The following is a 26130-nucleotide window of genomic DNA, read 5'->3' on the forward strand; positions in this document are numbered from 1 at the left end:
GTCTCCTGGTACCTCGATACCCGGCGCTTCCCTGACGCCCCTCGCCCTACCCCTCACAACCCGTGGAGTCCGCATGTCCGGCCAGCCCGCCCGCCGTACCGTGCTGAAGGGTGCCGCTCTCGCCGGTGTCGCCGGGCTGGGAGTGGCCGCCTGTTCGACCGAGTCGAAGCTCGGGCACGCCGAGACGCCCACGCCCACCGCCCCCGTCGAGCTCGGTGCCGCGGACGAGGTGCCGGTCGGCGGATCCAAGCTCTACCGCGAGCAGCGGGTCGTCGTCAGCTGCCCGGCCAAGGGCCAGTACAAGGCGTTCAGCGCCCAGTGCACCCACGCGGGCTGTCTGCTGGACAAGGTCGAGAAGAACGAGGGGAACTGTCCCTGCCACGGCAGCCGTTTCGACACGACGACCGGCGAGGCGGTGCAGGGACCGGCGACCGTGCCGCTGCCCTCCGTCCCGGTCAGGGTCGAGAGCGGAAAGCTGATAGCCGGCCCTGACGCCTGACGCCTGACGCCTGACGCCTGACGCCTGGCGTACGGGGACCGGCCGTCGTCACTCCCGGTCCCCGGTCGGCCTCACTCCCAGTCCCAGTCGATGCCGACCAGGCCGGGCCGCACCCCCTGCTCCACCAGGTGCACGGTCCGGTGCCGGCCGGTGAGCGTGAGGTCCGTACGGCCGCCGCGCGGAACCCCCACCGAAGCCTGGGTGAACCGCCGGCACCGGACCGGCAGCGCGTCCTCGTCGAAGTGCACCTGCAGCACGTACTGCCCGCCGCCGAAGCTGAAGCCGCGCACGTACTCGCCGCACGGCCCGCCCGTACCGTCGTCGAACCCATAGCCGAAGAGGTACGTCTCACCCGCCCGCAGCCGGGTGTCGAAGAGCAGCTCGGCGACGAGCACCCCCGCCTCCCGGTCCCAGCGGACCCGGCCCGTCCGGCAGTTCTCCCGGGCCGCCACCTCGACCCGCGCGGGGTCGCAGCCCGGATCGCCGCGGTACACGGCGAGATAGCGGTCGATCCCGTCACGGTGCGCGCGCACGACGTGGTGCGAGTCCCGGCGCCGCAGCTCCCGGCCGGATCCGATCCGTACCCGCTCCTGGTGCCCCACCGTGTGCAGCCCGCCGTCGGCCGGTGACTCCAGGGCGTCGAGCAGCCGCTCCACCGCGCCGGACGCCTCCATCAGGGAGCGGTACGAGCGACCGGCCGGTCGCTCGGTGTCCGCTCGGGCATCCCCGGCGCCGAGCAGCCGGAGCAGCGAGTTCCCCGGCAGTTCCAGCACCTCCTCCAGCGCCTTTACCGCCCGCAGGGACTCGGCGCGCTGCGGGCGCCGGGCTCCCTGCTGCCAGTAACTGAGGCTGGTCACGCCGACCTTGACCCCACGGTGCGCGAGATGGTGCTGCACCCGCTGGAGCGGCAGCCCACGCACCGAGAAGGCGGTGCGCAGCGCCAGATGGAACGGTCCGGTGTGCAGCACCTGTGCCAGTTCGGCCTCGGTGCGCTGCATGACGTGCCTCCAGTGAACGTTCACGGCACGGGACGGGGGGACCGCGCCGGCGGGAGCGGGACGGCAGGTGGCCGGGGGCGGAACCGTTCACGTACGCCGCCACACCTTCACACCGCGCTGTTCCCCCGCATTGAAGCGTGTTGACCCGTTCCCGACAACGGTTGATGCTCCTTGCACGGTGACGGCACAGGCCTCGAACGGTGACGGTGCCCGCCGGCCCCGTGCTCCGGGGCGCGCTCCCCCACCCCGCACCCCGGAGCACGGCATCACTCCGGGGGACACCGCACTGTCACCGCCCGCAAGTAGGGTGGGCACCATGGCAGACCCCTCCAGCTACCGCCCCAAGCCGGGACAGATCCCCGACTCCCCGGGGGTCTACAAATTCCGCGACGAGCACCGCCGGGTGATCTACGTCGGGAAGGCGAAGAGCCTGCGCCAGCGCCTGGCCAACTACTTCCAGGACCTGGCAGGTCTTCACCCGCGCACCCGCACGATGGTCACCACGGCCGCCTCCGTCGAGTGGACCGTCGTCGCCACCGAGGTCGAGGCGCTGCAGCTGGAGTACTCCTGGATCAAGGAGTTCGACCCCCGGTTCAACGTCAAGTACCGCGACGACAAGAGCTATCCGTATCTCGCGGTCACGCTGAACGAGGAGTACCCGCGCGTCCAGGTCATGCGCGGCGCGAAGAAGAAGGGCGTGCGCTACTTCGGTCCGTACGGGCACGCCTGGGCGATCCGCGAGACGGTCGACCTGATGCTCCGGGTCTTTCCCGTCCGTACGTGCTCCGCCGGTGTCTTCAAGAACGCGACGCGGACCGGCCGCCCCTGCCTCCTCGGCTACATCGGCAAGTGCTCGGCGCCCTGCGTCGGCCGGGTCACCCCCGAGGAGCACCGGGAATTGGCGGACGACTTCTGCGACTTCATGGCCGGCCGCACGGGTACGTACATCCGTCGGCTGGAGAAGGACATGATGGCGGCGGCCGAAGAGATGGAGTACGAGCGGGCGGCCCGGCTCCGCGACGACGTGGAGGCCCTCAAGCGCGCCATGGAGAAGAGCGCCGTCGTCCTCGCCGACGCGACCGACGCCGACCTGATCGCGGTCGCCGAGGACGAGCTCGAGGCCGCCGTGCAGATATTCCACGTCCGCGGCGGCCGGGTGCGCGGCCAGCGCGGCTGGGTCACCGACAAGGTCGAGGCGGTCGACACCTCGGGCCTGATCGAGCACGCCCTGCAGCAGCTGTACGGGGAGGAGACAGGCGACTCCGTCCCCAAGGAGGTCCTCGTCCCGGCCCTTCCGGAGGACCCCGAAGCGGTCTCCCAGTGGCTCGCCGACCGCCGGGGCTCCCAGGTCAGCCTGCGCATCCCGCAGCGCGGCGACAAGAAGGACCTGATGGTGACGGTCCAGCGCAACGCCCAGCAGGCGCTGGGGCTGCACAAGACCAAGCGCGCCTCCGATCTGACGACCCGGTCCCGCGCCCTGGAGGAGATCGCCGAGGCGCTCGGTCTCGATACGGCTCCGCTGCGCATCGAATGCTTCGACATCTCCCATCTCCAGGGCGACGACGTGGTGGCGTCCATGGTCGTCTTCGAGGACGGTCTGGCCCGCAAGAGCGAGTACCGCCGCTTCCAGATCAAGGGCTTCGAGGGGCAGGACGACGTCCGCTCGATGCACGAGGTGATCGGCCGCCGCTTCAGGCGCTACCTCCAGGAGAAGGAGCGGACGGGGGAGTGGGAGGAGAGCCCCGCGGTCTCCGGAGCCGTACCGGCCCCGGAGACCGCCGCCGCGGACGGCGACCCCTTCGACAACGAGCCCCGCGAGGACGACGGCCGCCCCAAGCGGTTCGCCTACCCGCCGCAGCTCGTCGTGGTGGACGGCGGCCAGCCGCAGGTCGCCGCGGCCAAGCGGGCGCTCGACGAGCTCGGGATCGACGACATCGCCGTCTGCGGCCTCGCCAAGCGCCTCGAAGAGGTGTGGCTGCCCGATGACGACGACCCCGTGGTCCTGCCCCGCTCCAGCGAGGGCCTATACCTCCTGCAGCGCGTCCGTGACGAGGCCCACCGCTTCGCCATCACCTATCAGCGTGCCAAGCGGGCCAAGCGCATCCGCTCCAGCCCCCTGGACGCGGTCTCCGGCCTCGGCGAGACCCGGAAACAGGCGTTGATCAAGCATTTCGGCTCCGTGAAGAAGCTGAAGCAGGCGACAATCGACGAGATCTGCGAGGTTCCGGGGATAGGCCGCAGGACGGCGGAATCAGTGGCTGTCGCCCTCGCCTCGACCACCCCGGCCGCACCCGCCGTGAATACGGCGACAGGAGAGATCATTGAAGAGGACGACGGGGGCAGCACGTCATGACTGAGCACGAACACGAGCAGGAACACGAACACGAGCCGGAGAGCGCGCACGACGGCACAGACCGCGCGCACGACAGCACGGACCGAGCAGACGGAGCAGGACACGTGAGTACGGGCACCACGACCGAGACGGGCGATGCCACCGCGGCCATCCCCGAGCTGGTGATCATCTCCGGCATGTCGGGCGCCGGACGATCCACCGCCGCCAAGTGTCTGGAGGACCTCGGCTGGTTCGTCGTCGACAACCTGCCGCCCGCCCTGATCCCCACCATGGTGGAGCTCGGCGCCCGGTCCCAGGGCAATGTGGCCCGGATCGCCGTCGTCGTCGACGTGCGCGGCCGTCGCTTCTTCGACAACCTGCGGGAGTCCCTCGCCGACCTCGCGGCCAGGCACGTCACCCGGCGGATCGTCTTCCTGGAGTCCTCCGACGACGCGCTGGTCCGCCGCTTCGAATCGGTCCGCCGGCCGCACCCCCTCCAGGGCGACGGCCGCATCGTGGACGGCATCGCCGCCGAGCGCGACCTGCTGCGCGAGCTGCGCGGCGACGCCGACCTGGTGATCGACACCTCCAGCCTCAACGTGCACGAGCTGCGCGCCAAGATGGACGCCCAGTTCGCCGGGGACGAGGAGCCGGAGCTGCGCGCCACGGTGATGTCGTTCGGCTTCAAGTACGGCCTGCCCGTGGACGCGGACCTGGTGGCCGACTGCCGCTTCCTGCCCAACCCGCACTGGGTCCCCGAGCTGCGCCCGTTCACCGGACTCAACGAGGAGGTCTCGGCGTACGTCTTCAACCAGCCGGGTGCCAAGGAGTTCCTCAACCAGTACACCGAGCTGCTCCAGCTGGTTGCCGCCGGCTACCGCCGTGAGGGCAAGCGCTACGTGACGATCGCCGTCGGCTGCACGGGCGGCAAGCACCGCTCCGTCGCGATGTCCGAGAAGCTGGCAGCCCGGCTCGCCGCCGAAGGGATCGAGACCGTCCTCGTCCACCGGGACATGGGGCGCGAGTGACCAGCCGCAATCTGCGCCTGCGGCGGCTGCGCAGAGCCACCTCCGCGCTCTCCGCCCGCAAGCGTGGCGCCCAGCCCAAGGTCGTCGCACTCGGCGGCGGCATGGGCCTGTCCGCCTCGCTCGCCGCGCTGCGCCGGATCACCGGCGATCTCACCGCCGTGGTCACCGTCGCCGACGACGGCGGCTCCAGCGGCCGGCTCCGTGAGGAGCTCGGCGTCCTGCCGCCCGGCGACCTCCGCAAGGCGCTCGCCGCGCTCTGCGGCGACGACGACTGGGGTCAGACCTGGGCACAGGTCATCCAGCACCGCTTCCAGTCCAAGGGCGATCTGCACGAGCACGCGGTCGGCAATCTGCTGATCGTCGCCCTCTGGGAGCAGCTCGGTGACCATGTCCAGGCCCTGGACCTGGTCGGCAAGCTCCTCGGCGCGCACGGGCGGGTGCTGCCCATGTCCGCCGTGCCGCTGGAGCTCCAGGCGCTCGTACGGGGCCACGATCCGGAGCGCCCGGACGCCGTGGACACGGTGCGCGGCCAGGCGACGGTGGCGCTGACCCCTGGTGAGGTGCAGTCCGTGCACCTCGTCCCGAACGACCCGCCGGCCGTCCCGGAGGCGGTCGAGGCGGTCCTCGACGCGGACTGGGTGGTGCTCGGCCCGGGATCCTGGTTCTCCTCGGTGATCCCGCATCTGCTCGTACCGGAACTGCTCGACGCGCTCGTCGCGACGAAGGCCCGTAAGGTCCTGTCGCTGAACCTGGCACCGCAGCCCGGCGAAACTGATGGCTTCTCTCCGCAGCGTCATTTGGAGGTTTTGGGACGACACGCCCCTAAACTCGCCCTGGACGTGGTGCTGGCCGACGAAGCCGCCGTGCCCGATCGCGAGTCCCTCGCCGATGCCGCCAAGCGGCTCGGCGCCGCGGTCGAGCTGGCGCCGGTGGCCTCACCCGACGGCGTTCCGATCCATGATCCGGAGCTGTTGGCTGCCGCGTACGACCGTATTTTTCGGATGCATGGAAGGATCGGCCCATGGCGATGACGCCAGCGGTGAAGGACGAAATCTCTCGGCTTCCCGTGACCCGGACCTGCTGCAGGAAGGCAGAGGTTTCGGCGATTCTTCGGTTCGCGGGCGGGCTGCACCTGGTGAGCGGCCGGATTGTGATCGAGGCGGAGCTGGACACCGCAATGGCGGCGCGTCGGCTGAAGCGGGACATTCTCGAAATTTTCGGGCACAGTTCGGAGCTGATCGTGATGGCCCCCGGCGGGCTGCGGCGCGGCTCCCGCTATGTCGTACGGGTGGTGGCGGGCGGCGATCAGCTGGCCCGCCAGACCGGGCTGGTGGACGGTCGCGGCCGCCCCATCCGTGGACTGCCGCCGCAGGTGGTCTCGGGGGCCACCTGCGACGCCGAGGCCGCCTGGCGCGGTGCCTTCCTGGCCCACGGCTCGCTCACCGAGCCGGGCCGCTCCTCCTCGCTGGAGGTGACCTGCCCGGGCCCGGAGGCGGCACTCGCACTGGTCGGGGCGGCCCGCAGGCTTTCCATCGCGGCGAAGGCCCGTGAGGTGCGTGGCGTGGACCGGGTCGTCGTCCGCGACGGCGACGCGATCGGCGCCCTCCTCACCCGGCTCGGCGCCCATGAGTCGGTGCTGGCCTGGGAGGAGCGGCGGATGCGCCGTGAGGTCCGGGCCACCGCCAACCGTCTCGCCAACTTCGACGACGCCAACCTGCGTCGCTCGGCGCGGGCCGCGGTGGCCGCAGGCGCCCGGGTGGGACGCGCCCTGGAGATCCTGGGCGAAGAGGTGCCCGAGCACCTTGCGGCGGCCGGACGGCTGCGCATGGAGCACAAGCAGGCCTCCCTGGAGGAGCTGGGTGCGCTCGCCGACCCGCCGCTGACCAAGGACGCGGTCGCCGGCCGGATCCGCCGGCTGCTCGCCATGGCCGACAAGCGGGCCCAGGACCTCGGCATCCCGGGGACGGAGTCCACGCTCAGCGAGGAGCTCGCCGACGGCCTAGTGGGCTGAGGTGAAACGGCGTCGAATCCCGGCCGACGGCGGAACGCGCTCCGCCCTCCGGGATGTTGACACTCCGTAATCGGCACCGCATGTGAGGCCGAGCAACCGGAGGCCCGTACTCCTACCGGGGAGTACGGGCCTTTGCGGCGCTTCCGGCCCCGCACGATGTCACTCCAGGGCCCACGGAGAGGTAGGGTCGGAGGCGGTCGGGGACATCCCATACAACTCGCCGGCGTCGAAACCCGGCGTACCTAACGAGGAGATCGGTTCGTGACGATCCGCGTAGGCATCAACGGCTTTGGCCGCATCGGTCGTAACTACTTCCGCGCGCTGCTGGAGCAGGGTGCGGACATCGAGATCGTGGCTGTCAACGACCTGGGTGACACTGCGACCACGGCCCACCTGCTGAAGTACGACACCATCCTGGGTCGTCTGAAGGCAGAGGTCAGCCACACCGCCGACAGCATCACCGTCGACGGCCACACCATCAAGGTGCTCTCCGAGCGCAACCCGGCCGACATCCCCTGGGGTGAGCTGGGCGTCGACATCGTCATCGAGTCGACCGGCATCTTCACGAAGAAGGCCGACGCCGAGAAGCACATCGCGGGCGGCGCCAAGAAGGTCCTCATCTCGGCTCCGGCCAAGGACGAGGACATCACCATCGTGATGGGCGTCAACGAGGAGAAGTACGACGCGGCCAACCACCACGTCATCTCCAACGCCTCCTGCACCACCAACTGCGTCGCGCCGATGGCGAAGGTCCTGGACGAGAACTTCGGCATCGTCAAGGGCCTCATGACGACGGTCCACGCGTACACGAACGACCAGCGCATCCTGGACTTCCCGCACTCCGACCTGCGTCGTGCCCGCGCCGCCGCGGAGAACATCATCCCGACCACGACCGGTGCCGCCAAGGCCACCGCTCTGGTGCTCCCGCAGCTCAGGGGCAAGCTCGACGGCATCGCGATGCGCGTCCCGGTCCCGACCGGCTCCGTCACCGACCTGGTCATCACGCTGGAGCGCGAGGTCACCCGCGACGAGGTCAACGCCGCGTTCCAGAAGGCCGCCGAGGAAGGCCCGCTCAAGGGCAAGCTCGTCTACACCCAGGACCCGATCGTGTCCTCGGACATCGTCTCGGACCCGGCTTCCTGCACCTTCGACTCCCTGCTGACCATGGCAGAGGGCACGCAGGTCAAGGTCATCGGCTGGTACGACAACGAGTGGGGCTACTCCAACCGCCTCGTCGACCTGACCGTCTTCGTCGGCAGCCAGCTCTGACCGTCGAATCGGCAGGCACCTCGATGTGAGCAAGGGGCTCGGACAGCGCAACGCAGCGCCGTTCGAGCCCCGTTGCATGCTTCAACGCCCTCCAAGGAGTCCAGCAAGATGAAGACGATCGACGAACTTCTCGCCGAAGGGGTCACCGGCAAGCGCGTATTCGTCCGCGCCGACCTCAACGTGCCGCTGAGCGGCACCACCATCACCGACGACGGCCGCATCCGCGCCGTCCAGCCGACCGTGGAGAAGCTGGCCGCGGCCGGTGCCCGGGTCATCGTCGCCTCGCACCTGGGCCGCCCCAAGGGCGCCCCGGACCCGGCCTTCTCCCTGGCCCCCGCCGCCGCCCGCCTCGGCGAGCTGATCGGCGCCGATGTGGCCTTCGCGACCGACACGGTCGGCGAGTCCGCCCGCACCACGGTCGCCGCGCTCACCGACGGCAAGGTCGCCGTCATCGAGAATCTCCGCTTCAACCCCGGCGAGACGTCGAAGGACGACGCCGAGCGCGGCGCGTTCGCCGATCAGCTCGCCGAGCTCGCCGACGTGTACGTGGGCGACGGCTTCGGAGCCGTCCACCGCAAGCACGCCTCGGTCTTCGACCTCCCGGCCCGGCTGCCGCACGCCGCGGGCGACCTGATCGCCACCGAGGTCGGTGTCCTGAAGAAGCTCACCGAGGACGTCGCGCGCCCGTACGCCGTCGTGCTCGGCGGCTCCAAGGTCTCCGACAAGCTCGGCGTCATCGACCACCTCCTGGAGCGGGCCGACCGCATCCTCATCGGCGGGGGCATGGCGTACACCTTCCTCAAGGCCCAGGGCCACGAGGTCGGCAGCTCCCTCCTGCAGGAGGACCAGATCCCGGCGGTGCTGGAGTATCTGAAGCGGGCGGAGGAGAAGGGCGTGGAGTTCGTGCTCCCCGTCGACGTCGTGGTCTCCGAGCAGTTCCCCGACCTCAAGACCAAGGCCCCGAGCCGGCACACCACCGTGCCCGCGGATGCCATCCCGGCCGGTGTGATGGGTCTGGACAACGGCCCCGAGACCAACAAGCTGTACGCCTCGAAGCTCGCCGACGCCGTCACCGTCTTCTGGAACGGCCCGATGGGCGTCTTCGAGCACCCCGATTACGCCGAGGGCACCCGGGCGGTCGCCCAGGCCCTCGTCGACTCCGAGGGCTTCAGTGTCGTCGGCGGTGGCGACTCCGCCGCGGCCGTCCGCATCCTGGGCTTCGACGAGAACGCATTCGGCCACATCTCGACCGGTGGCGGCGCCAGCCTCGAATACCTCGAGGGCAAGACGCTTCCCGGCCTCGCCGCACTGGAGGACTGACCTTTCATGAGCACCCGTACCCCGCTGATGGCGGGCAACTGGAAGATGAACCTCAACCACCTCGAGGCCATCGCACACGTCCAGAAGCTCGCCTTCGCCCTGGCCGACAAGGACTACGACGCCGTCGAGGTCGCCGTCCTGCCGCCCTTCACCGACCTGCGCTCCGTGCAGACGCTGGTCGACGGCGACAAACTGAAGATCAAGTACGGCGCCCAGGACATCTCGGCGCACGACTCCGGCGCGTACACCGGCGAGATCTCCGGCCCCATGCTCGCCAAGCTGAAGTGCACCTATGTGGCCATCGGCCACTCCGAGCGCCGCCAGTACCACCACGAGACCGACGAGATCGTCAACGCCAAGATCAAGGCCGCGTACAAGAACGGCCTGACCCCGATCCTGTGCGTCGGCGAGGAGGAGTCGGTCCGCGAGGCGGGCCGCCACGTCGAGCACACGCTCGCGCAGGTCGACGGCGCGCTCAAGGAGATTCCGGCCGAGCAGGCCGAGTCCATCGTGATCGCGTACGAGCCGGTCTGGGCCATCGGGACCGGCAAGGTCTGCGGCGCCGACGACGCCCAGGAGGTCTGCGGGGCCATCCGCGGCCGGCTCGCCGAGCTGTACTCCCAGGAGCTGGCCGACGCGGTCCGCATCCAGTACGGCGGCTCGGTGAAGTCGGGGAATGTCGCGGAGATCATGGCGAAGCCCGACATCGACGGTGCCCTGATCGGTGGCGCCGCTCTCGACGCGGACGAATTCGTCAAGATCGTCCGCTTCCGCGACCAGTGAGTATGCGGTAGCGCGGATCCGTCGTACCCTTGCGGGGGCCGAGGAGGTACGTCCTCCCGGCCCCCGTTGTCCGTCAGATCCGTTAGAGCAGTCCAAGGGAATTCCGGAAAGTAGGGACCAGCCGTGGTTATGGGGTTCTCGATCGCCCTGATCGTCTTCAGCCTGCTGCTGATGCTGCTGGTGCTGATGCACAAGGGAAAGGGCGGCGGCCTCTCCGACATGTTCGGTGGCGGTATGCAGTCGTCCGTCGGTGGCTCGTCGGTCGCCGAGCGAAACCTCGACCGGATCACCGTGGTGGTCGGTCTGGGATGGTTCGCGTGCATTATTGTGCTTGGTCTGCTGATGAAGCTGGACAACTGACCCGTCGTCCGCGATTCCTGGTGAGGGTGTAACTCCTTTCACTGGACGCGCGTTGGGCCTTACGTAGACTGGGGCATCTTCGAGCACCATCACGCAGGGAGTTACGACCGTGGCAAGTGGCAACGCGATCCGGGGAAGCCGGGTCGGAGCGGGGCCGATGGGGGAGGCCGAGCGGGGCGAGTCCGCGCCGCGCCTCCGCATCTCCTTCTGGTGCTCGAACGGGCACGAGACGCAGCCGAGCTTCGCCAGTGACGCGCAGACACCGGAGACTTGGGACTGCCCGCGCTGTGGTTTCCCGGCGGGACAGGACCGGGACAACCCGCCGGACCCGCCGCGCACCGAACCGTACAAGACGCACCTCGCGTATGTACGTGAGCGGCGCAGCGATGCGGACGGCGAGGCCATCCTCGCCGAGGCCCTCGCAAAACTCCGGGGCGAAATCTAAGAGTTGTTCACCGGCCGGTCACCCCCAGGGTGCCCGGCCGGAGTGCATTTGTCGGCGTCGCAGCTCTCTGTCGCCTCGTCCACCCCTCTGATCAATTAAGTTGGAGGGGCAGCGGGGCATGTGCAGGCACGAGAAGAAGTGGGCTGATATCCGGGATGAACGCACAAAGCCGAACCAAGCTGAATCAGACGCCCGAATGGACCGCTCTCGGCAAGCACCGTGAGCAGCTCGGCCAGACCCATCTGCGGCAGCTGTTCGCGGACGATCCCGAGCGCGGCACCGGATATACCCTCCGGGTGGGCGATCTGTATCTCGACTACTCCAAGCACCTGGTCACCGACGAGACGCTCCGGCTGCTGCGCGAGCTCGCCGACGCCACCGGTGTCGCCGGGCTGCGGGACGCCATGTTCCGCGGCGAAAAGATCAACACCACCGAGGACCGTGCCGTCCTGCACACCGCGCTGCGCGCCCCGCGCGACGCGGTCATCGAGGTCGACGGCGAGAACGTGGTGCCCGCCGTGCACGCCGTGCTCGACAAGATGGCGGCTTTCGCCGACCGCATCAGGTCGGGGGAGTGGACCGGTCACACGGGCAAGCGGATCAAGAACGTCGTCAACATCGGCATCGGCGGTTCCGACCTCGGTCCCGCCATGGCGTACGAGGTGCTGCGCTCCTTCACGGACCGCTCGCTCACCGTCCGCTTCGTGTCCAACGTCGACGGCGCCGACCTGCACGAGGCCGTCCGTGACCTCGACCCGGCCGAGACGCTCTTCATCATCGCGTCGAAGACGTTCACCACGATCGAGACGATCACCAACGCCACCTCCGCCCGTAACTGGCTGCTGACCGGACTGCGCGCCGATCAGGACGCCGTCGCGAAGCACTTCGTGGCCCTGTCGACGAACGCCGAGAAGGTCGCGGAGTTCGGCATCGACACCGCCAACATGTTCGAGTTCTGGGACTGGGTAGGCGGCCGCTACTCGTACGACTCCGCGATCGGCCTCTCACTGATGATCGCCATCGGCCCGGACCGCTTCCGCGAGATGCTCGACGGGTTCCACCTCGTCGACGAGCACTTCCGCACCGCTCCGCCGGAGGCCAATGCCGCGCTGCTGCTCGGCCTGTTGGGTGTCTGGTACGGCGCGTTCTTCGATGCCCAGTCGCACGCCGTACTGCCGTACAGCCACTATCTGTCCAAGTTCACCGCCTACTTGCAGCAGCTGGACATGGAGTCCAACGGCAAGTCCGTGGACCGGGACGGCCACCCGGTCGAGTGGCAGACCGGTCCGGTCGTCTGGGGCACGCCCGGCACCAACGGGCAGCACGCCTACTACCAGCTGATCCACCAGGGCACCAAGGTCATCCCGGCCGACTTCATCGGCTTCGCCGAGCCGGTCGCCGACCTGCTGCCCGGGCTGGTCGCCCAGCACGATCTGCTGATGGCCAACTTCTTCGCCCAGACCCAGGCGCTCGCCTTCGGCAAGACGCCGGACGAGGTCCGAGCGGAGGGCGTGGCCGAGGAGCTCGTGCCGCACAAGACGTTCCGGGGGAACCACCCCACGACCACGATCCTGGCCGACCGGCTGACGCCGTCCGTCCTCGGCCAGCTGATCGCACTGTACGAGCACAAGGTCTTCGTCCAGGGTGCCGTCTGGAACATCGACTCGTTCGACCAGTGGGGCGTCGAGCTCGGCAAGGTCCTCGCCAAGAAGATCGAACCGGTGCTGACCGGGACGGCGGGATCGGCCGCGGCGGAGGGTGGCGAGCAGCTGGACAGCTCCACCGCCGCGCTGGTCGCCGCGTACCGCACGCGCAGGGGTCGCTGAGCCGGGGACGGCCCCGGGGGAGAGGGCGGGGCGGCTCCGGCCGCCGAACAGCACGCCGGACCGGAACGCCGTCGGCCGGTGGCGGCAGGGAGGCCGCCGACCGCGGCGGTCCTGGGCGTGGCGTGTGCCGTCCTCTTCCCCGTCAACGACTCGTACGAGGCCGCGCCCCCCGCACATCGGCCTCCCTCGTGAGGCCGTACCAGGGCCGCTGCAGGCCTTCCGGCGTGTACCCCGGCGGACTTGCCCGCCTCGGTCAGCCGTGCGTCGTGTCGATGACGCAGAATCGGTTGCCCTCGGTGTCCGCGAGCACCACGAAGTCCGGGTCCTGCGGATACAGAGGCCAGTCGACCCGGGCCGCCCCGAGCGTGAGCAGCCGCTCCACCTCGGCGTCCTGCTCCTCGGTGTACAGATCCAGATGGACCCGGGGGACCTCCTGCACGGGGGACTCGCTCAGCCCCAGGGACAGCCCGACGCCTTGCCCGTCGGCCGGCACCAGCACCACCCAGTCGTCCGTCGCCGGCTCGCGCTCCACATGACCGAGCGCCGCCGTCCAGAAGGCGGCCGCCCGGCGGACGTCCGACGCACCCATCACCACGGTTCCGATACGCACCATGGCCGGAGCCTTTCACGGCGAAGGCCCGGCCCGCTCCTGGGAGCGGACCGGGCCCGACGTACAGCAGTGCTGACGACCGCTCAGGGAGATGCCGGCGGATACAGTGCGCGCGGCAGCCGGGAGGCCGCCGCAGCGTCCAGCAGCCACAGAGTGCGGCTGCGTCCGTACGCGCCCGCCGCCGGTGCCTGGATCTCCCCGGCACCCGACAGCGCGATCTCCGCGGCCTCCGCCTTGTCCTCGCCCGCCGCGAGCAGCCACACCTCGCGCGCCGCCCGGATCGCGGGCAGCGTGAGCGAGACCCGGGTGGGCGGCGGTTTGGGAGCGCCGTGCACACCGACGACGGTGCGCTCGGTCTCCCGTACCGCGGGCAGCTCCGGGAAGAGCGACGCGACATGCGTGTCCGGGCCCACGCCCAGCATCAGCACATCGAACGTCGGTACCGGGCCGTGGTCCTCCGGACGGGCCGCGGCGGCCAGTTCGTCGGCGTACGCGGCCGCGGCGGCGTCGGCGTCGTTGCCGCACGGGCCGTCCGACGCGGGCATCGCATGGACCAGGGACGGGTTCAGCGGCACCGAGTCCAGCAGAGCCTCGCGGGCCTGCGTGACATTGCGCTCCGGATCGCCCTCCGGCAGGAACCGCTCGTCGCCCCACCACAGTTCGAGCCGCGACCAGTCGATCGCGTCCCGGGCGGGCGCCTCGGCGAGAGCGGCCAGCAGGCCGTTGCCGTTGCGTCCACCGGTGAGTACCACCGACGCGTGACCACGCGCGGCCTGGGCGTCCACGATCTTCGTGATCAGCCGGGCCGCGGCGGCCTGCGCCATCAGTTCCTTGTCGCGGTGCACGACAAGTTGAGGGGCACTCACTTCGCTGCCGCCTTCTTCGCCGCAGTCTTCTTCGCGGCGGCCGGTGCGGCGGCGGGCTGCTCCGGCTCGGCGGGCTTCGGCTCGGCCGCGCCGCCGAGCCGGTCCACGCCGAACTTCACCGCGGACGCGTAGATGTTGTCCGGGTCGAGACGCCGCAGTTCCTCGGCGAGCAGTTCGGCGGTCTCCCGTCGCTTGAGCGCCACCGCGCGGTCCGGCTGTCCCTCCATGCAGAGCGTGGCCAGCGAACCGTCGGGCCGGTCCAGGACGATGGTGCCGCCCTTCGTCTGCATCCGCACGGCCGTCAGACCGGGACCCTTGGACTGCGTGCGCTCCACCGGCACGCCCAGCCGGTCCGCGAGCCACATGGCGAGCAGCTCACAGCTCGGGTTCTCGGACTCGCCCTCGACCGTCGCCGAGACGACATCGACAGGCTTCTGGTCGAGTGCGGCCGCGAGCATCGAGCGCCACGGCGTGATGCGGGTCCAGGACAGATCGGTGTCGCCCGGGGTGTACGACTTGGCGCGCACCGCCAGTTCGGCGCTCGGGTGCTCCGCGGAATACGCGTCCGTGATCCGGCGCTGGGCGAGTGCGCCCAGCGGATCGTTGGCCGGGTCCTCGGGCGCGCCCTCGGGCCACCACACCACGACCGGGGCGTCCGGCAGCAGCAGTGGCAGGACCACCGACTGGGCGTGGTTGGCAAGTTCACCGTGCAGTCGCAGCACGATGGTCTCGCCGGAGCCCGAGTCGGAACCGACCCGCACCTCGGCGTCGAGCCGTGCGTCGCGCCGGCTGCGCGGCGAGCGGCTGACCCGCTTGATCACCGCGATGATGCGCGAAGGGTGCTCGCGCGAGGAGTCGCCGGCCGACTTCAGGGCGTCGTACGCGTTCTCCTCGTCGGTGACGACCACCAGGGTCAGCACCATGCCGACGGCCGGGGAGCCGGCGGCACGCCGGGCCGACACCAGCGCCTGGTTGATCTTGCTGGAGGTGGTTTCCGTGAGATCGATCTTCATGGCCGACGCCAGCTCCGTCCGTCTCGTGCGAGCATCTCGTCCGCCTCGGCCGGACCCCAGGTGCCCGCCGCGTACTGCGCGGGCTTGCCGTGCTTGTCCCAGTACGCCTCGATCGGGTCGAGGATGTTCCAGGAGAGTTCGACCTCCTGGTGGCGGGGGAAGAGGTTGGCGTCACCGAGCAGCACGTCGAGGATGAGCCGCTCGTACGCCTCCGGGCTGGACTCCGTGAAGGACTCGCCGTAGGCGAAGTCCATCGTGACGTCCCGGACCTCCATCGAGGTGCCGGGGACCTTGGAGCCGAAGCGCACCGTGACACCCTCGTCCGGCTGCACCCGGATGACCAGGGCGTTGCCGCCCAGCTCCTCCGTCGCACCGGACTCGAAGGGCAGGTACGGGGCGCGCTTGAAGACGACCGCGATCTCGGTGACCCGGCGGCCGAGCCGCTTTCCGGTCCGCAGGTAGAACGGCACGCCCGCCCAGCGGCGGTTGTTGATCGTCAGCTTGATCGCGGCGTAGGTGTCGGTCTTCGACTTGGGGTCGATACCGTCCTCCTCGAGGTAGCCGAGCACTTCCTCGCCGCCCTGCCACGCGTGCGCGTACTGGCCGCGCACGGTGTGCTTGCCCAGGTCCTCCGGCAGTTCCACCGCCGTGAGCACCTTGAGCTTCTCGGTCACCAGGGCCTTCGGGTGGAAGGAGCCGGGCTCCTCCATCGCCGTCAGCGCCAGCAGCTGGAGCAGGTGGTTCTGGATGACGTCACGGGCTGCCCCGATGCCGTCGTAGTAGCCGGCCCGGCCGCCGATACCGATGTCCTCGGCCATCGTGATCTGGACATGGTCGACGTACGACCGGTTCCAGATCGGCTCGAACATCGTGTTGGCGAACCGCAGCGCCAGGATGTTCTGGACCGTCTCCTTGCCCAGGTAGTGGTCGATCCGGAAGACCTCGTTGGGCGGGAACACATCGTGCACGAGCTGGTTGAGCTCCTGCGCGCTGGCGAGGTCGTGGCCGAACGGCTTCTCGATGACGGCGCGCCGCCAGGAACCCTCCTTCTGGTCCGCCAGCCCGTGCTTCTTGAGCTGCTGGACGACCTTGGGGAAGAACTTCGGCGGCACGGACAGGTAGAAGGCGAAGTTGCCGCCCGTGCCCTGTTCCTTGTCGAGCTCCTGGATGGTGGCCTTCAGGGTCTCGAAGGCGTCGTCGTCGTCGAAGTTGCCCTGGACGAAGCGCATCCCCTGGATGAGCTGCTGCCAGACCTCCTCCCGGAACGGCGTACGCGCGTGCTGCTTGACGGCGTCGTGGACCTCCTGCGCGAAGTCCTCGTCGTGCCACTCACGGCGCGCGAAGCCGATGAGCGAGAAGCCCGGCGGCAGCAGACCGCGGTTGGCCAGGTCGTAGATGGCGGGCATCAGCTTTTTACGGGACAAATCGCCCGTGACGCCAAAGATGACCAGGCCCGACGGCCCCGCGATACGCGGGAGCCGGCGGTCCTGGGCGTCACGGAGCGGGTTGGCTCCGGGAACACCAGACAAAGTGGTCAGCCCTCCGAAGGGGCGAGGCGCTTGAGCTCCGCCTCGGTGGAGTTGAGCAGATCGATCCAGGACGCCTCGAACTTCTCGACGCCCTCGTCCTCGAGGAGCTGCACGACGTCGTCGTAGGAGATCCCGAGCTCTGCGACGGCGTCGAGCTCGGCACGCGCCTGGGCGTAGGTGCCGGCGATGGTGTTGCCGGTGACCTCCCCGTGGTCGGCCGTGGCATCCAAGGTGGCCTCGGGCATGGTGTTCACCGTGCCGGGGGCGACCAGGTCGACGACGTACAGCGTGTCCTTGTAGGCAGGGTCCTTCACGCCGGTGGAGGCCCACAGCGGACGCTGCCTGTTGGCCTGCACCTTGTCCAGGGCGGCCCAGCGGTCGGAGGAGAAGACCTCCTCGTACGCCTCGTAGGCCAGCCGGGCGTTGGCGAGCGCCGCCTTGCCCTTCAGTGCCTTGGCCTCGTCGGTGCCCACCGCGTCGAGCCGCTTGTCGACCTCGGAGTCCACGCGGGACACGAAGAACGAGGCCACCGAGTGGATCTTGGAGAGGTCCAGGCCCGCGGCCTTCGCCTTCTCGAGGCCCGCCAGGTAGGCGTCCATGACCTCGCGGTAGCGCTCCAGCGAGAAGATCAGCGTGACATTGACGCTGATGCCCTTGCCGATGACCTCGGTGATGGCCGGCAGACCGGCCTTCGTCGCCGGGATCTTGATGAGCGTGTTCGGCCGGTCCACCAGCCAGGCCAGCTGCTTGGCCTCGGCGATCGTGGCGTGGGTCCGGTGGGCCAGCCGCGGGTCGACCTCGATGGAGACCCGGCCGTCCTGACCGTCCGTGGCGTCGAAGACCGGCCGCAGGATGTCGGCGGCGTCACGGACGTCCGCCGTCGTGATCATGCGGATGGCCTCGTCGACGGTGACCTTGCGGGTCGCGAGGTCGGTGAGCTGCTGCTCGTAACCGTCGCCGTGCGAGATGGCCTTCTGGAAGATCGACGGGTTGGTGGTGACGCCCACGACGTGCTGCTGGTCGATCAGTTCGGCGAGGTTGCCGGACGTGATCCGCTTGCGCGACAGGTCATCGAGCCAGATCGCCACGCCCTCGTCGGAGAGGCGCTTGAGTGCGTCTGTCATGAGAATTGCATCTCCTACTAGTCGTATAACGGCGTCAGCGCGTGACGTCGGCGAGGGATTCCCGTGCTGCGGCGGCCACGTGCTCGCCGGTGAAGCCGAACTCGCGGAACAGGACCTTGGCATCGGCCGAGGCACCGAAGTGCTCCAGCGACACGATCCGGCCGGCGTCGCCGACGTACCGGTACCAGGTCAGGCCGATGCCCGCCTCGACGGCGACGCGGGCCTTCACGGACGGCGGCAGAACGCTGTCCTTGTACGCCTGGTCCTGCTCCTCGAACCACTCGATGGACGGCATCGACACGACCCGGGTCGGGATGCCGGCCGCCTGCAGCTCCTCGCGCGCCTCGACGGCGAGGTGCACCTCGGAACCGGTGCCGATCAGGAGGACCTGCGGCTCCGCGCTTTGCCCGTCGGCCCCTTCGGAGTCGAAGAGCACGTAGCCGCCCTTGGCCGCGTCCTCGTTCGCCTCGTACGTCGGCACACCCTGACGGGTGAGCGCCAGACCGTGCGGGGCGCCCTTGCCGAACACCTTGGTGTAGCGGCGCAGGATCTCGCGCCAGACGATGGAGGTCTCGTTGGCGTCGGCCGGGCGGACGATGTTCAGGCCCGGGATGGCGCGCAGCGAGGCCAGGTGCTCCACCGGCTGGTGGGTCGGGCCGTCCTCGCCGAGACCGATCGAGTCGTGCGTCCACACGTACGTCACCGGCAGGTGCATCAGCGCGGACAGACGCACGGCGTTGCGCATGTAGTCGGAGAACACCAGGAAGGTGCCGCCGTAGATGCGGGTGTTGCCGTGCAGTGCGATGCCGTTCATGGCCGCGGCCATGGCGTGCTCGCGGATACCGAAGTGGATCGTTCGGCCGTACGGGTCCGCGCCCGGCAGCGGGTTGCCCACCGGGAGGAACGACGACGTCTTGTCGATCGTGGTGTTGTTCGAGCCGGCGAGGTCGGCGGAGCCGCCCCACAGCTCGGGGATGATCTCGCCGAGCGCCTGGAGCACCTTGCCGGAGGCGGCGCGGGTGGCGATCGCCTTGCCCGGCTCGAAGACCGGAAGCTTGTCCTCCCAGCCCGCGGGCAGCTCGCCCGCCGAGATCCGGTCGAACTCGGCGGCGCGCTCCGGGTTGGCGGTGCGCCACGCGGCGAACGTCTTCTCCCACTCGGCCTTGGCCTCGCGGCCGCGGTCCAGCGCCTCACGGGTGTGCGAGATGACCTCGTCGGAGACCTCGAAGGTCTTCTCCGGGTCGAAGCCCAGGACCTTCTTGGTCGCGGCGACCTCGTCGTCGCCGAGCGCCGAGCCGTGCGAGGCCTCGGTGTTCTGGGCGTGCGGGGCCGGCCAGGCGATGATCGAGCGGGCCGCGATGAACGACGGACGCTCGGTCTCGGCCTTGGCCGCCTGCAGCGCGTTGTACAGACCGACCGGGTCCAGGTCGCCGTTGGGCAGCTGGGCGACGCGCTGGACGTGCCAGCCGTACGCCTCGTACCGCTTCAGGGTGTCCTCGGAGACCGCGGTCTCCGTGTCGCCCTCGATGGAGATGTGGTTGTCGTCCCAGAGCAGGACCAGGTTGCCGAGCTTCTGGTGCCCGGCCAGCGAGGACGCCTCCGCGGAGATGCCCTCCTGCAGGCAGCCGTCACCTGCGACGGCCCAGATCATGTGGTCGAACGGGGAGGTGCCGGGGGCCGCCTCCGGGTCGAACAGACCGCGCTCGTAGCGGGCGGCCATCGCCATGCCCACGGCGTTGGCGACACCCTGGCCCAGCGGACCGGTCGTCGTCTCGACACCGGTGGTGTGGCCGTACTCCGGGTGCCCGGGGGTCTTCGAGCCCCAGGTGCGGAACGCCTTGAGGTCATCGAGCTCCAGGCCGTACCCGGCCAGGTAGAGCTGGATGTACAGGGTCAGGCTGGTGTGGCCCGCCGAGAGCACGAACCGGTCGCGGCCCGTCCAGTCCGCGTCGGCGGGGTCGTGCCGCATCACCTTCTGGAAGAGGGTGTACGCGGCGGGAGCCAGGCTCATAGCCGTACCCGGGTGGCCGTTTCCGACCTTCTGTACGGCGTCGGCGGCAAGGACGCGGACAGTGTCCACGGCCCGCTGGTCCAATTCGGTCCACTGGAGGTCTGTGGTGGTCGGCTTGGTGCTCACCCTGAGTCAGGGCTCCTCTCCACTGTTGTAAACCGGTGACTGTGACCGCACCGGACATTGTCGAGCCTACCCCCGTCAGAAGCCGCAATTTCCGGGTGCTTTCCAGGGTGCAGGCGACCCGCGAAGTTCGCCTCCCGTATGAGCGGGAGGGCTCACTTCTGCGCCACTCCGATGAGCGCGACCGGCCACTTCTGCGCTACTCCGATGAGCGTCACTCCTTACTTATGCGCCTCTCCTGCGCGACGCATGAGCACCGCTCGTGCACAGCACTTCTGTGCCACTCCAACACGACCCCACCCCCGCGAAGAACGGCCTGTCCCCAACGTCTACAGTGGTCTGGTTCGCGCAAGTCTTCACTGGGCCTTCCTGCCCGGAGCTTGCTGGGATTTCTCTGTCAGGGGTGTGCGTGACGGCCGTCGAGTCCCGACCCGCAGGGGTCGCCTTGACTCCGAGCCCAGGGGGCCATCGCCCGTTCGGGGCCCGTGTCAAGGCATTCGTGGCGCTGACCAAGCCGCGGATCATCGAGCTGTTGCTTATCACCACCGTTCCGGTGATGTTTTTGGCCGCTCAAGGTGTGCCCGACCTGTGGCTCGTGCTCACCACCACCATCGGCGGATATCTCTCCGCGGGTGGTGCCAATGCGCTCAACATGTACATCGACCGCGACATCGACGCGTTGATGGACCGTACGTCGCAGCGCCCACTGGTGACCGGCATGGTGAGTCCGCGCGAGTGCCTGGCCTTCGGCATCGCCCTCGCGGTGATCTCGACGGTCTGGTTCGGACTGCTGGTCAACTGGCTTTCGGCGGCGCTGGCGCTCGGTGCCCTGCTCTTCTACGTCGTCGTCTACACGATGCTGCTGAAGCGCCGCACCGCGCAGAACATCGTCTGGGGCGGCATCGCGGGCTGCATGCCGGTCCTCATCGGCTGGTCCGCCGTCACGAACTCGCTGTCGTGGGCCGCCGTCATCCTCTTCGCCGTCATCTTCTTCTGGACGCCGCCGCACTACTGGCCGTTGTCGATGAAGGTGAAGGACGACTACGCCCGGGTCGGCGTGCCGATGCTTCCGGTCATTGCCTCCAACCGGGTGGTCGCCCGCCAGATCGTCATCTACAGCTGGGTGATGGTGGCCGTCTCGCTGCTGCTGACCCCGCTCGGCTACACCGGCTGGTTCTACACCTCTGTGGCGCTGCTGACAGGCGGGTTCTGGCTCTGGGAGGCACACGGCCTGCAGAACCGGGCCAAGGCCGGCGTGTCCGGTGCCAAGCTCAAGGAGATGCGACTGTTCCACTGGTCGATCACCTATGTTTCGCTGCTGTTCGTCGCCGTCGCGGTGGACCCCTTCCTGCGCTGACACCGCTTCCGCTCCTGCCGACGGGCGGGCGACGTGGCCCATGCCACGTGGCCCGCCCGTCGCCAGTTGATCTACCCGTCGGTAGCATCCGTTGCATGGCAGAGACGGCAGAAACCCAGCAGGTTGACGACAGCAAGCAGGCCGCCCGCGCGGAGCGCAGGGCAGCCAGGCTCGCCAAGCAGATCGGTGCCTTCGCCAAGGCGCACGGCGGGGCCGAGGGGCAGCTCGCGTACATCGGGCAGATGGGCACCCGCATCGTCCTGGTCGGCGGGGACGGCGGCTGGGGCGACCTCGTCGCACCGTCGTACGCGGTCGCCGAGAGCGCCACCGCGAAGGCCGGGATCACGATGCACGAGTCCTTCGACGGCGAGTTCGCCGCCAAGGTCCGCACCGGCCCCTACGAGTGGACGCGGATGGCCGGGATCCAGGTCGGAGGCCCGTCCAACAAGGCCTGACCGGCCACCCGGGCCTCATCCGACGGCGTGCGGGGCGCACACCGGTGGCGCAGGAGCAACACCTGACACCGGGTTCACCCGTTAGGACGGGTACACACACGTCGTCGAGGGAGCCCCGGATGACCGACACACTGCCCGTGGCGGATCTGGTCGACCAGCACTGCCACGGGGTGCTCCGGACCGAGCTGGGCCTCGGCACCTTCGAGGCCCGGCTGGCGACGGCCGGCGGGCAGGCCGCCCCCGGCACCACCTTCTTCGACACACAGACCGGTTTCGCCGTGCGGCGCTGGTGCCCTCCGCTGCTGGGCCTCGAACCCCACTGCCCGCCGGCCGGCTACCTGGCCCGCCGCCGGGAACTGGGCGTGCTCGAGACCGGCCGACGGCTCCTGCGGGCCACCGGCGTCACCACCTACCTCGTCGACACCGGCCTCCGCGGCGACCTGACGGGCCCCGCCGAGATCGCCGTCGCGTCCGGGGCCGACGCCCGCGAGCTCGTCCGGCTGGAGTCGCTGGCCGAGCAGATCGCCGACACCTCGGGCACCGTCGAGAGTTTCCTCGCCAATCTGGCCGAGGCCGTGCACGCTTCCGCCGCTTCCGCCGCCGCCTTCACCTCCGTCGCGGCCGCACGCCACGGCCTGGAACCCGACGCCGGGCCGCCCGGGCCGGGCGCGGTGCGCGGAGCGGCCGGACGGTGGCTCGCCGGGCGGGAGGCGGAACGCAGAGCGGCACGCACCGGCGGTGGCGGCCCGAGTGCGCCGTACGCGCCCCTCGACGACCCGGTGCTGCTGCGGCACCTGCTGTGGACCGCCGTGGCCTGCGGGCGGCCGCTGCAGTTCCATCTGCACGCCAGCGACCCGCAGCGGTTGGCGGGCTTCGCCGCCGCCACGGCCGGGCTCGGCAGCGACCTGGTGCTGCTGCGCAGCTATCCGTACCACCGGCACGCCGCGCAGCTCGCGAGCGTCCACCCGCATGTGTACGCCGACGTGGGCGCCGCCCCCGCCCGGACGGGGGCGCGCGCCGCGGCCGTCCTCGCGGAGACCCTGGAGCTGGCCCCTTTCGGCAAGCTGCTCTTCTCCAGCGGCGCCCAGGGGCTGCCGGAACTCCATGTGGTGGGCGCGCGGCAGTTCCGCGAGGCGCTCGGCCGGGTGCTGGGCGACTGGGTGGCGGACGGCGCGTGGTCGCGTACCGATGCCACGCGGGTCGCCGCGATGATCGCCTCCGGCAATGCGCGCAGGGTGTACGGGCCGGCGTGAAGGGCGGTCGGCGCCCGTCCTCGTCGAAGGCCTTCTCGCGTTCCCCGAAACCGTGACGGCAAGTCGCCGAGTGGGGCGGGGAGACGAACCGGTCGCCGCCCCTGGGCTCAGCCGGCGGCCGCGGGCTCCGGCTGTTCGGCGGCGGGGCCGGGGACGGAGGCGACGGCCGAGGGGCGCTCACGCAGCGACAGCAGGACCCGCAGGACCGCGATCCACACCAGGCACGAGCCGAGCATGTGCAGCCCCACCAGGATCTCCGGGGTGTCGGTGAAGTACTGGACGTAACCGATCACGCCCTGCGCCATCAGCACCAGGAAGAGATCACGGGTACGGCGCTGCGGCCCGGCCGGCGCGTCGACGGCCTTCAGCACGAACCAGAGCGCCACCGTCAGCGCCACCACGACCCAGGCGAGATCGGCGTGCAGCTGCGCGATCATCTTCCAGTCGAGCGGGATGCGGTGGACGTCGCTGGAGTCGCCCGCGTGCCGTCCGGCACCCGTGACGACCGTGCCGACCGCGATCAGCAGACCGGCCGCGACCGTCAGCAGCCAGGTCAGCTGTGAGACCGCCTTGCCCACCAGCGGACGGGGCTCGGCGTCGCCCTCACGGACCCGCTGCCAGGTCAGCACGGCGACCGTGAGCAGCGCGGTGGAGAGCAGGAAGTGGGCCGCGACGGTGTACGGGTTGAGGCCGACGAGCACCACGATGCCGCCGAGCACCGCATTGCCCATGACCACCCAGAACTGTGCCCAGCCCAGCCGGGTGAGGCTGCGCCGCCACGGCTTCGCCGAGCGGGCCGCGATGATCGTCCAGCCGACCGCCGCGCACAGCACGTACGTGAGCATCCGGTTGCCGAACTCGATGGCGCCGTGGAAGCCCATCGCGCTGGTCGCGGTCAGGGACTCGTCGGTGCACTTGGGCCACGTCGGGCAGCCGAGGCCGGAGCCGGTGAGCCGGACGGCGCCGCCGGTCACCACGATGAGCACGGCCATCACGACGGCCGACATCGCCGCCCGGCGGACCGTCCGGGGGGACGGAGTCCAGCGTTCGGCGATGCAGAGAAGCGGGTTCCGCGTGGCTTGAGCGACTTCGGCTCGGGTCAGCTTGGGCACGCGCACCATCGTAAGCGGCGGCTTGTGCAAGCTTTCACGAGGGGGACGAGTTACCCCGAACCGGTGGGCCGGAGCGGTCCGTCCGTGTCATTCCCAGCGGAAGAACTTGGCTGCGGCGCCCAGCCCGAGCACCGCCCAGACCGCGAGGATCCCGAGATCCCGCCACGGCATCGAGGCACCGTGCTGGAGCACGTCCCGCAGTCCGTCCGACAGGGCCGCGATCGGCAGCAGCCCGAGCACCGACTGCACCGCGTCCGGGAACTTGTCCAGCGGCACGATGACCCCGCCGGCGACCAGCAGCAGCAGGAAGACCAGATTGGCGGCGGCGAGCGTCGCCTCCGCCTTCAGCGTCCCGGCCATCAGCAGCCCGAGCCCGGAGAAGGCCGCGGTGCCGAGCACGAGGAGCAGCAGGACGGCGAACGGGCTGCCGTGCGGCGACCAGCCGAGCGCGAACGCGATCGCCGTCAGCAGTACGACCTGCAGTACCTCGGTGACCAGCACGGAGAGGGTCTTGGCGGTCATCAGACCCCAGCGGGGCAGCGGTGAGGCACCGAGCCGCTTGAGCACGCCGTAGCGCCGCTCGAAGCCGGTGCCGATCGCCTGTCCGGTGAAGGCGGTGGACATGACGGCGAGCGCGAGAATGCCGGGCGCCAGGAAGTCGACGGACCTGCCCGCGCCCGTGTCCACGATGTCGACGGCGCTGAACAGCACCAGCAGCAGCGTCGGAATGATCACCGTCAGGAGCAGCTGCTCGCCGTTGCGCAGCAGCATCCGCGTCTCCAGCGCGGCCTGCGCACCGATCATGCGGGGAAGCGGGGCGGCACCGGGCCGCGGGGTGTACGTACCGGCGCTCATGCGCGCAGCTCCTTGCCGGTCAGTTCCAGGAAGACGTCCTCCAGGGTGTGGCGCTCGACGGAGATGCCGTCCGGCATCACGCCGTGCTGCGCGCACCAGGAGGTGACGGTGGCCAGCAGCTGCGGGTCGACCTGGCCGCTGATGCGGTACCCGCCGGTGGTGAGCTCGTCCGCCTGCGTGCCGTCGGGCAGCGCCTTCAGCAGCGAGCCGAGGTCGAGTCCGGGGCGGCCGGTGAAGCGCAGGGTGTTCTCGGCGCCGCCACGGCAGAGCGTCTCCGGGCTGCCCTGTGCGATGACCCGGCCCGCGTCGACGATGGCGACGTCGTCGGCCAGCTCCGCGGCCTCGTCCATGAAGTGGGTGGTGAGGACGACCGACACACCGTCGGAGCGCAGTTCCCGTACGAGATCCCAGGTGGAACGGCGGGCCTGCGGGTCGAGGCCCGCGGTCGGCTCGTCCAGGAACACCAGCTCGGGGCGGCCGACGACGGCCATCGCCAGGGCGAGCCGCTGCTGCTGGCCGCCGGAGAGCCGGCGGTAGGTCGTACGGCCGCAGCTGCCGAGGCCGAGGCGGTCGATCAAGGTGTCGACGTCCAGCGGGTGGGCGTGGAGTTTCGCCATGTGGCGGAGCATCTCGTCGGCGCGTGCTCCGGAGTGGACACCACCCGACTGCAGCATCACGCCGATCCGGGGGCGGAGCGCGGCCGCGTCGGTGACCGGGTCGAGGCCGAGGACGCGGACGGTGCCCGCGTCGGGCCGGCGGTAGCCCTCGCAGCTCTCGATCGTGGTGGTCTTGCCGGCGCCGTTGGGGCCGAGGACGGCGGTGACCGCACCGGTGCGTATGTCCAGGTCGAGGCCGTCGACGGCGGTTTTGGTGCCGTACCGCTTCACCAGGCCACGGATCTGCACGACCGGCTCGTTCTTCATGGCCGGTAAGTCTAGGCAGCGGCCCGGC

The 26130-nt window shown here is 70.0% G+C and carries 24 protein-coding genes; 14 read left to right on the forward strand and 10 right to left on the reverse strand.

Features of this window, described 5'->3' with window-relative positions; all coding sequences use genetic code 11:
- Positions 1 to 73 precede the first annotated feature (73 nt).
- Positions 74 to 499, forward strand: a complete 426-nt coding sequence (locus tag OG963_RS32960; RefSeq protein WP_030919756.1) for a Rieske (2Fe-2S) protein — start codon at positions 74 to 76, stop codon at positions 497 to 499.
- A gap of 71 nt (positions 500 to 570) precedes the next feature.
- Here the strand turns inward: OG963_RS32960 and OG963_RS32965 are convergent, their stop codons facing one another.
- Positions 571 to 1497: a hypothetical protein gene (locus tag OG963_RS32965; RefSeq protein ID WP_093771813.1), complete on the reverse strand. Its 927-nt coding sequence runs from the start codon at positions 1495 to 1497 to the stop codon at positions 571 to 573.
- 316 nt (positions 1498 to 1813) lie between these two features.
- On the opposite strand from OG963_RS32965, the gene uvrC reads away from it, so the two are divergent.
- From uvrC to pgi, 10 genes are all read left to right on the forward strand, one after another.
- A complete protein-coding gene (gene uvrC / locus OG963_RS32970; RefSeq protein WP_371799758.1) occupies positions 1814 to 3850 on the forward strand; it encodes an excinuclease ABC subunit UvrC in 2037 nt (678 codons plus the stop codon).
- On the forward strand, positions 3847 to 4857 hold the full coding sequence (rapZ, locus tag OG963_RS32975) for an RNase adapter RapZ (protein WP_051878074.1): 1011 nt from the start codon (positions 3847 to 3849) through the stop codon (positions 4855 to 4857). Before uvrC ends, rapZ begins: the two co-directional genes overlap by 4 nt.
- Entirely contained in the window at positions 4854 to 5888 is a 1035-nt protein-coding gene (gene yvcK / locus OG963_RS32980) for a uridine diphosphate-N-acetylglucosamine-binding protein YvcK (RefSeq protein ID WP_093771817.1), read from the forward strand. The genes rapZ and yvcK overlap by 4 nt, the downstream gene beginning before the upstream one ends.
- Positions 5879 to 6868 (forward strand): DNA-binding protein WhiA, encoded by a 990-nt coding sequence (gene whiA, locus OG963_RS32985; RefSeq protein WP_030919772.1) that lies wholly within the window; start codon positions 5879 to 5881, stop codon positions 6866 to 6868. Before yvcK ends, whiA begins: the two co-directional genes overlap by 10 nt.
- Before the next feature lie 261 nt (positions 6869 to 7129).
- Positions 7130 to 8137: a type I glyceraldehyde-3-phosphate dehydrogenase gene (gene gap / locus OG963_RS32990; protein ID WP_030919775.1), complete on the forward strand. Its 1008-nt coding sequence runs from the start codon at positions 7130 to 7132 to the stop codon at positions 8135 to 8137.
- Positions 8138 to 8245: 108 nt separating this feature from the next.
- A complete protein-coding gene (pgk, locus tag OG963_RS32995) occupies positions 8246 to 9457 on the forward strand; it encodes a phosphoglycerate kinase (RefSeq protein WP_093929666.1) in 1212 nt (403 codons plus the stop codon).
- Between the two features lie 6 nt (positions 9458 to 9463).
- Positions 9464 to 10240 carry a triose-phosphate isomerase gene (tpiA, locus tag OG963_RS33000; RefSeq protein ID WP_030919781.1) on the forward strand — a complete coding sequence of 259 codons (777 nt, stop codon included), beginning with the start codon at positions 9464 to 9466 and terminating at the stop codon, positions 10238 to 10240.
- Between the two features lie 129 nt (positions 10241 to 10369).
- Complete coding sequence (secG, locus tag OG963_RS33005) at positions 10370 to 10600, forward strand: preprotein translocase subunit SecG (protein ID WP_030919783.1); 231 nt, start codon at positions 10370 to 10372, stop codon at positions 10598 to 10600.
- 109 nt (positions 10601 to 10709) lie between these two features.
- Positions 10710 to 11045 (forward strand): RNA polymerase-binding protein RbpA, encoded by a 336-nt coding sequence (locus OG963_RS33010; RefSeq protein ID WP_078852825.1) that lies wholly within the window; start codon positions 10710 to 10712, stop codon positions 11043 to 11045.
- A 155-nt stretch (positions 11046 to 11200) separates the two neighbouring features.
- Entirely contained in the window at positions 11201 to 12871 is a 1671-nt protein-coding gene (gene pgi, locus OG963_RS33015; protein WP_371799759.1) for a glucose-6-phosphate isomerase, read from the forward strand.
- 253 nt (positions 12872 to 13124) lie between these two features.
- Here the strand turns inward: pgi and OG963_RS33020 are convergent, their stop codons facing one another.
- From OG963_RS33020 to tkt, 6 genes are all read right to left on the reverse strand, one after another.
- On the reverse strand, positions 13125 to 13484 hold the full coding sequence (locus tag OG963_RS33020; protein WP_093771823.1) for a VOC family protein: 360 nt from the start codon (positions 13482 to 13484) through the stop codon (positions 13125 to 13127).
- Positions 13485 to 13564: 80 nt separating this feature from the next.
- On the reverse strand, positions 13565 to 14347 hold the full coding sequence (gene pgl / locus OG963_RS33025; protein ID WP_093771825.1) for a 6-phosphogluconolactonase: 783 nt from the start codon (positions 14345 to 14347) through the stop codon (positions 13565 to 13567).
- A complete protein-coding gene (gene opcA, locus OG963_RS33030) occupies positions 14344 to 15360 on the reverse strand; it encodes a glucose-6-phosphate dehydrogenase assembly protein OpcA (protein WP_093771827.1) in 1017 nt (338 codons plus the stop codon). Before opcA ends, pgl begins: the two co-directional genes overlap by 4 nt.
- On the reverse strand, positions 15357 to 16889 hold the full coding sequence (gene zwf / locus OG963_RS33035; RefSeq protein ID WP_030919801.1) for a glucose-6-phosphate dehydrogenase: 1533 nt from the start codon (positions 16887 to 16889) through the stop codon (positions 15357 to 15359). Before zwf ends, opcA begins: the two co-directional genes overlap by 4 nt.
- A gap of 5 nt (positions 16890 to 16894) precedes the next feature.
- The gene (gene tal, locus OG963_RS33040; protein ID WP_093771829.1) at positions 16895 to 18013 is read right to left on the reverse strand and encodes a transaldolase; all 1119 of its coding nucleotides are present in this window, start codon (positions 18011 to 18013) and stop codon (positions 16895 to 16897) included.
- Positions 18014 to 18047: 34 nt separating this feature from the next.
- On the reverse strand, positions 18048 to 20150 hold the full coding sequence (gene tkt, locus OG963_RS33045) for a transketolase (protein WP_371799760.1): 2103 nt from the start codon (positions 20148 to 20150) through the stop codon (positions 18048 to 18050).
- Between the two features lie 400 nt (positions 20151 to 20550).
- Here tkt and OG963_RS33050 point away from each other — a divergent pair, with 400 nt between their 5' ends.
- The 3 genes from OG963_RS33050 (at position 20551) to OG963_RS33060 (ending at position 23212) form a co-directional block, all read left to right on the forward strand.
- Positions 20551 to 21504, forward strand: a complete 954-nt coding sequence (locus tag OG963_RS33050) for a heme o synthase (protein ID WP_078878798.1) — start codon at positions 20551 to 20553, stop codon at positions 21502 to 21504.
- A gap of 95 nt (positions 21505 to 21599) precedes the next feature.
- Complete coding sequence (locus OG963_RS33055) at positions 21600 to 21959, forward strand: hypothetical protein (RefSeq protein WP_030919814.1); 360 nt, start codon at positions 21600 to 21602, stop codon at positions 21957 to 21959.
- A 119-nt stretch (positions 21960 to 22078) separates the two neighbouring features.
- Positions 22079 to 23212: an amidohydrolase gene (locus OG963_RS33060; RefSeq protein ID WP_093771833.1), complete on the forward strand. Its 1134-nt coding sequence runs from the start codon at positions 22079 to 22081 to the stop codon at positions 23210 to 23212.
- 107 nt (positions 23213 to 23319) lie between these two features.
- Here the strand turns inward: OG963_RS33060 and OG963_RS33065 are convergent, their stop codons facing one another.
- The 3 genes from OG963_RS33065 to OG963_RS33075 all read right to left on the reverse strand — a co-directional run bounded on the left by OG963_RS33065 (position 23320) and on the right by OG963_RS33075 (position 26102).
- On the reverse strand, positions 23320 to 24333 hold the full coding sequence (locus OG963_RS33065; RefSeq protein ID WP_030919821.1) for a heme A synthase: 1014 nt from the start codon (positions 24331 to 24333) through the stop codon (positions 23320 to 23322).
- 78 nt (positions 24334 to 24411) lie between these two features.
- Entirely contained in the window at positions 24412 to 25179 is a 768-nt protein-coding gene (locus OG963_RS33070) for an ABC transporter permease (protein ID WP_093771835.1), read from the reverse strand.
- Positions 25176 to 26102: an ABC transporter ATP-binding protein gene (locus tag OG963_RS33075; RefSeq protein WP_093771837.1), complete on the reverse strand. Its 927-nt coding sequence runs from the start codon at positions 26100 to 26102 to the stop codon at positions 25176 to 25178. The genes OG963_RS33070 and OG963_RS33075 overlap by 4 nt, the downstream gene beginning before the upstream one ends.
- Positions 26103 to 26130 lie beyond the last annotated feature (28 nt).

It is taken from the genome of Streptomyces sp. NBC_01707 (assembly GCF_041438805.1).
GTDB lineage: Bacteria > Actinomycetota > Actinomycetes > Streptomycetales > Streptomycetaceae > Streptomyces.

Excerpts from the sequence above, each read along its gene's own strand:
- OG963_RS33020 (WP_093771823.1), bottom strand. The coding sequence starts at position 13,484 with ATGGTGCGTATCGGAACCGTGGTGATGGGTGCGTCGGACGTCCGCCGG.
- OG963_RS33075 (WP_093771837.1), bottom strand. The coding sequence starts at position 26,102 with ATGAAGAACGAGCCGGTCGTGCAGATCCGTGGCCTGGTGAAGCGGTAC.
- OG963_RS33065 (WP_030919821.1), bottom strand. The coding sequence starts at position 24,333 with ATGGTGCGCGTGCCCAAGCTGACCCGAGCCGAAGTCGCTCAAGCCACG.
- OG963_RS32965 (WP_093771813.1), bottom strand. The coding sequence starts at position 1,497 with ATGCAGCGCACCGAGGCCGAACTGGCACAGGTGCTGCACACCGGACCG.
- tal (WP_093771829.1), bottom strand. The coding sequence starts at position 18,013 with ATGACAGACGCACTCAAGCGCCTCTCCGACGAGGGCGTGGCGATCTGG.
- tpiA (WP_030919781.1), top strand. The coding sequence starts at position 9,464 with ATGAGCACCCGTACCCCGCTGATGGCGGGCAACTGGAAGATGAACCTC.
- secG (WP_030919783.1), top strand. The coding sequence starts at position 10,370 with ATGGGGTTCTCGATCGCCCTGATCGTCTTCAGCCTGCTGCTGATGCTG.
- OG963_RS33070 (WP_093771835.1), bottom strand. The coding sequence starts at position 25,179 with ATGAGCGCCGGTACGTACACCCCGCGGCCCGGTGCCGCCCCGCTTCCC.
- opcA (WP_093771827.1), bottom strand. The coding sequence starts at position 15,360 with ATGAAGATCGATCTCACGGAAACCACCTCCAGCAAGATCAACCAGGCG.
- uvrC (WP_371799758.1), top strand. The coding sequence starts at position 1,814 with ATGGCAGACCCCTCCAGCTACCGCCCCAAGCCGGGACAGATCCCCGAC.
- OG963_RS33060 (WP_093771833.1), top strand. The coding sequence starts at position 22,079 with ATGACCGACACACTGCCCGTGGCGGATCTGGTCGACCAGCACTGCCAC.
- pgk (WP_093929666.1), top strand. The coding sequence starts at position 8,246 with ATGAAGACGATCGACGAACTTCTCGCCGAAGGGGTCACCGGCAAGCGC.
- whiA (WP_030919772.1), top strand. The coding sequence starts at position 5,879 with ATGGCGATGACGCCAGCGGTGAAGGACGAAATCTCTCGGCTTCCCGTG.
- OG963_RS33055 (WP_030919814.1), top strand. The coding sequence starts at position 21,600 with ATGGCAGAGACGGCAGAAACCCAGCAGGTTGACGACAGCAAGCAGGCC.
- rapZ (WP_051878074.1), top strand. The coding sequence starts at position 3,847 with ATGACTGAGCACGAACACGAGCAGGAACACGAACACGAGCCGGAGAGC.
- OG963_RS32960 (WP_030919756.1), top strand. The coding sequence starts at position 74 with ATGTCCGGCCAGCCCGCCCGCCGTACCGTGCTGAAGGGTGCCGCTCTC.
- pgi (WP_371799759.1), top strand. The coding sequence starts at position 11,201 with ATGAACGCACAAAGCCGAACCAAGCTGAATCAGACGCCCGAATGGACC.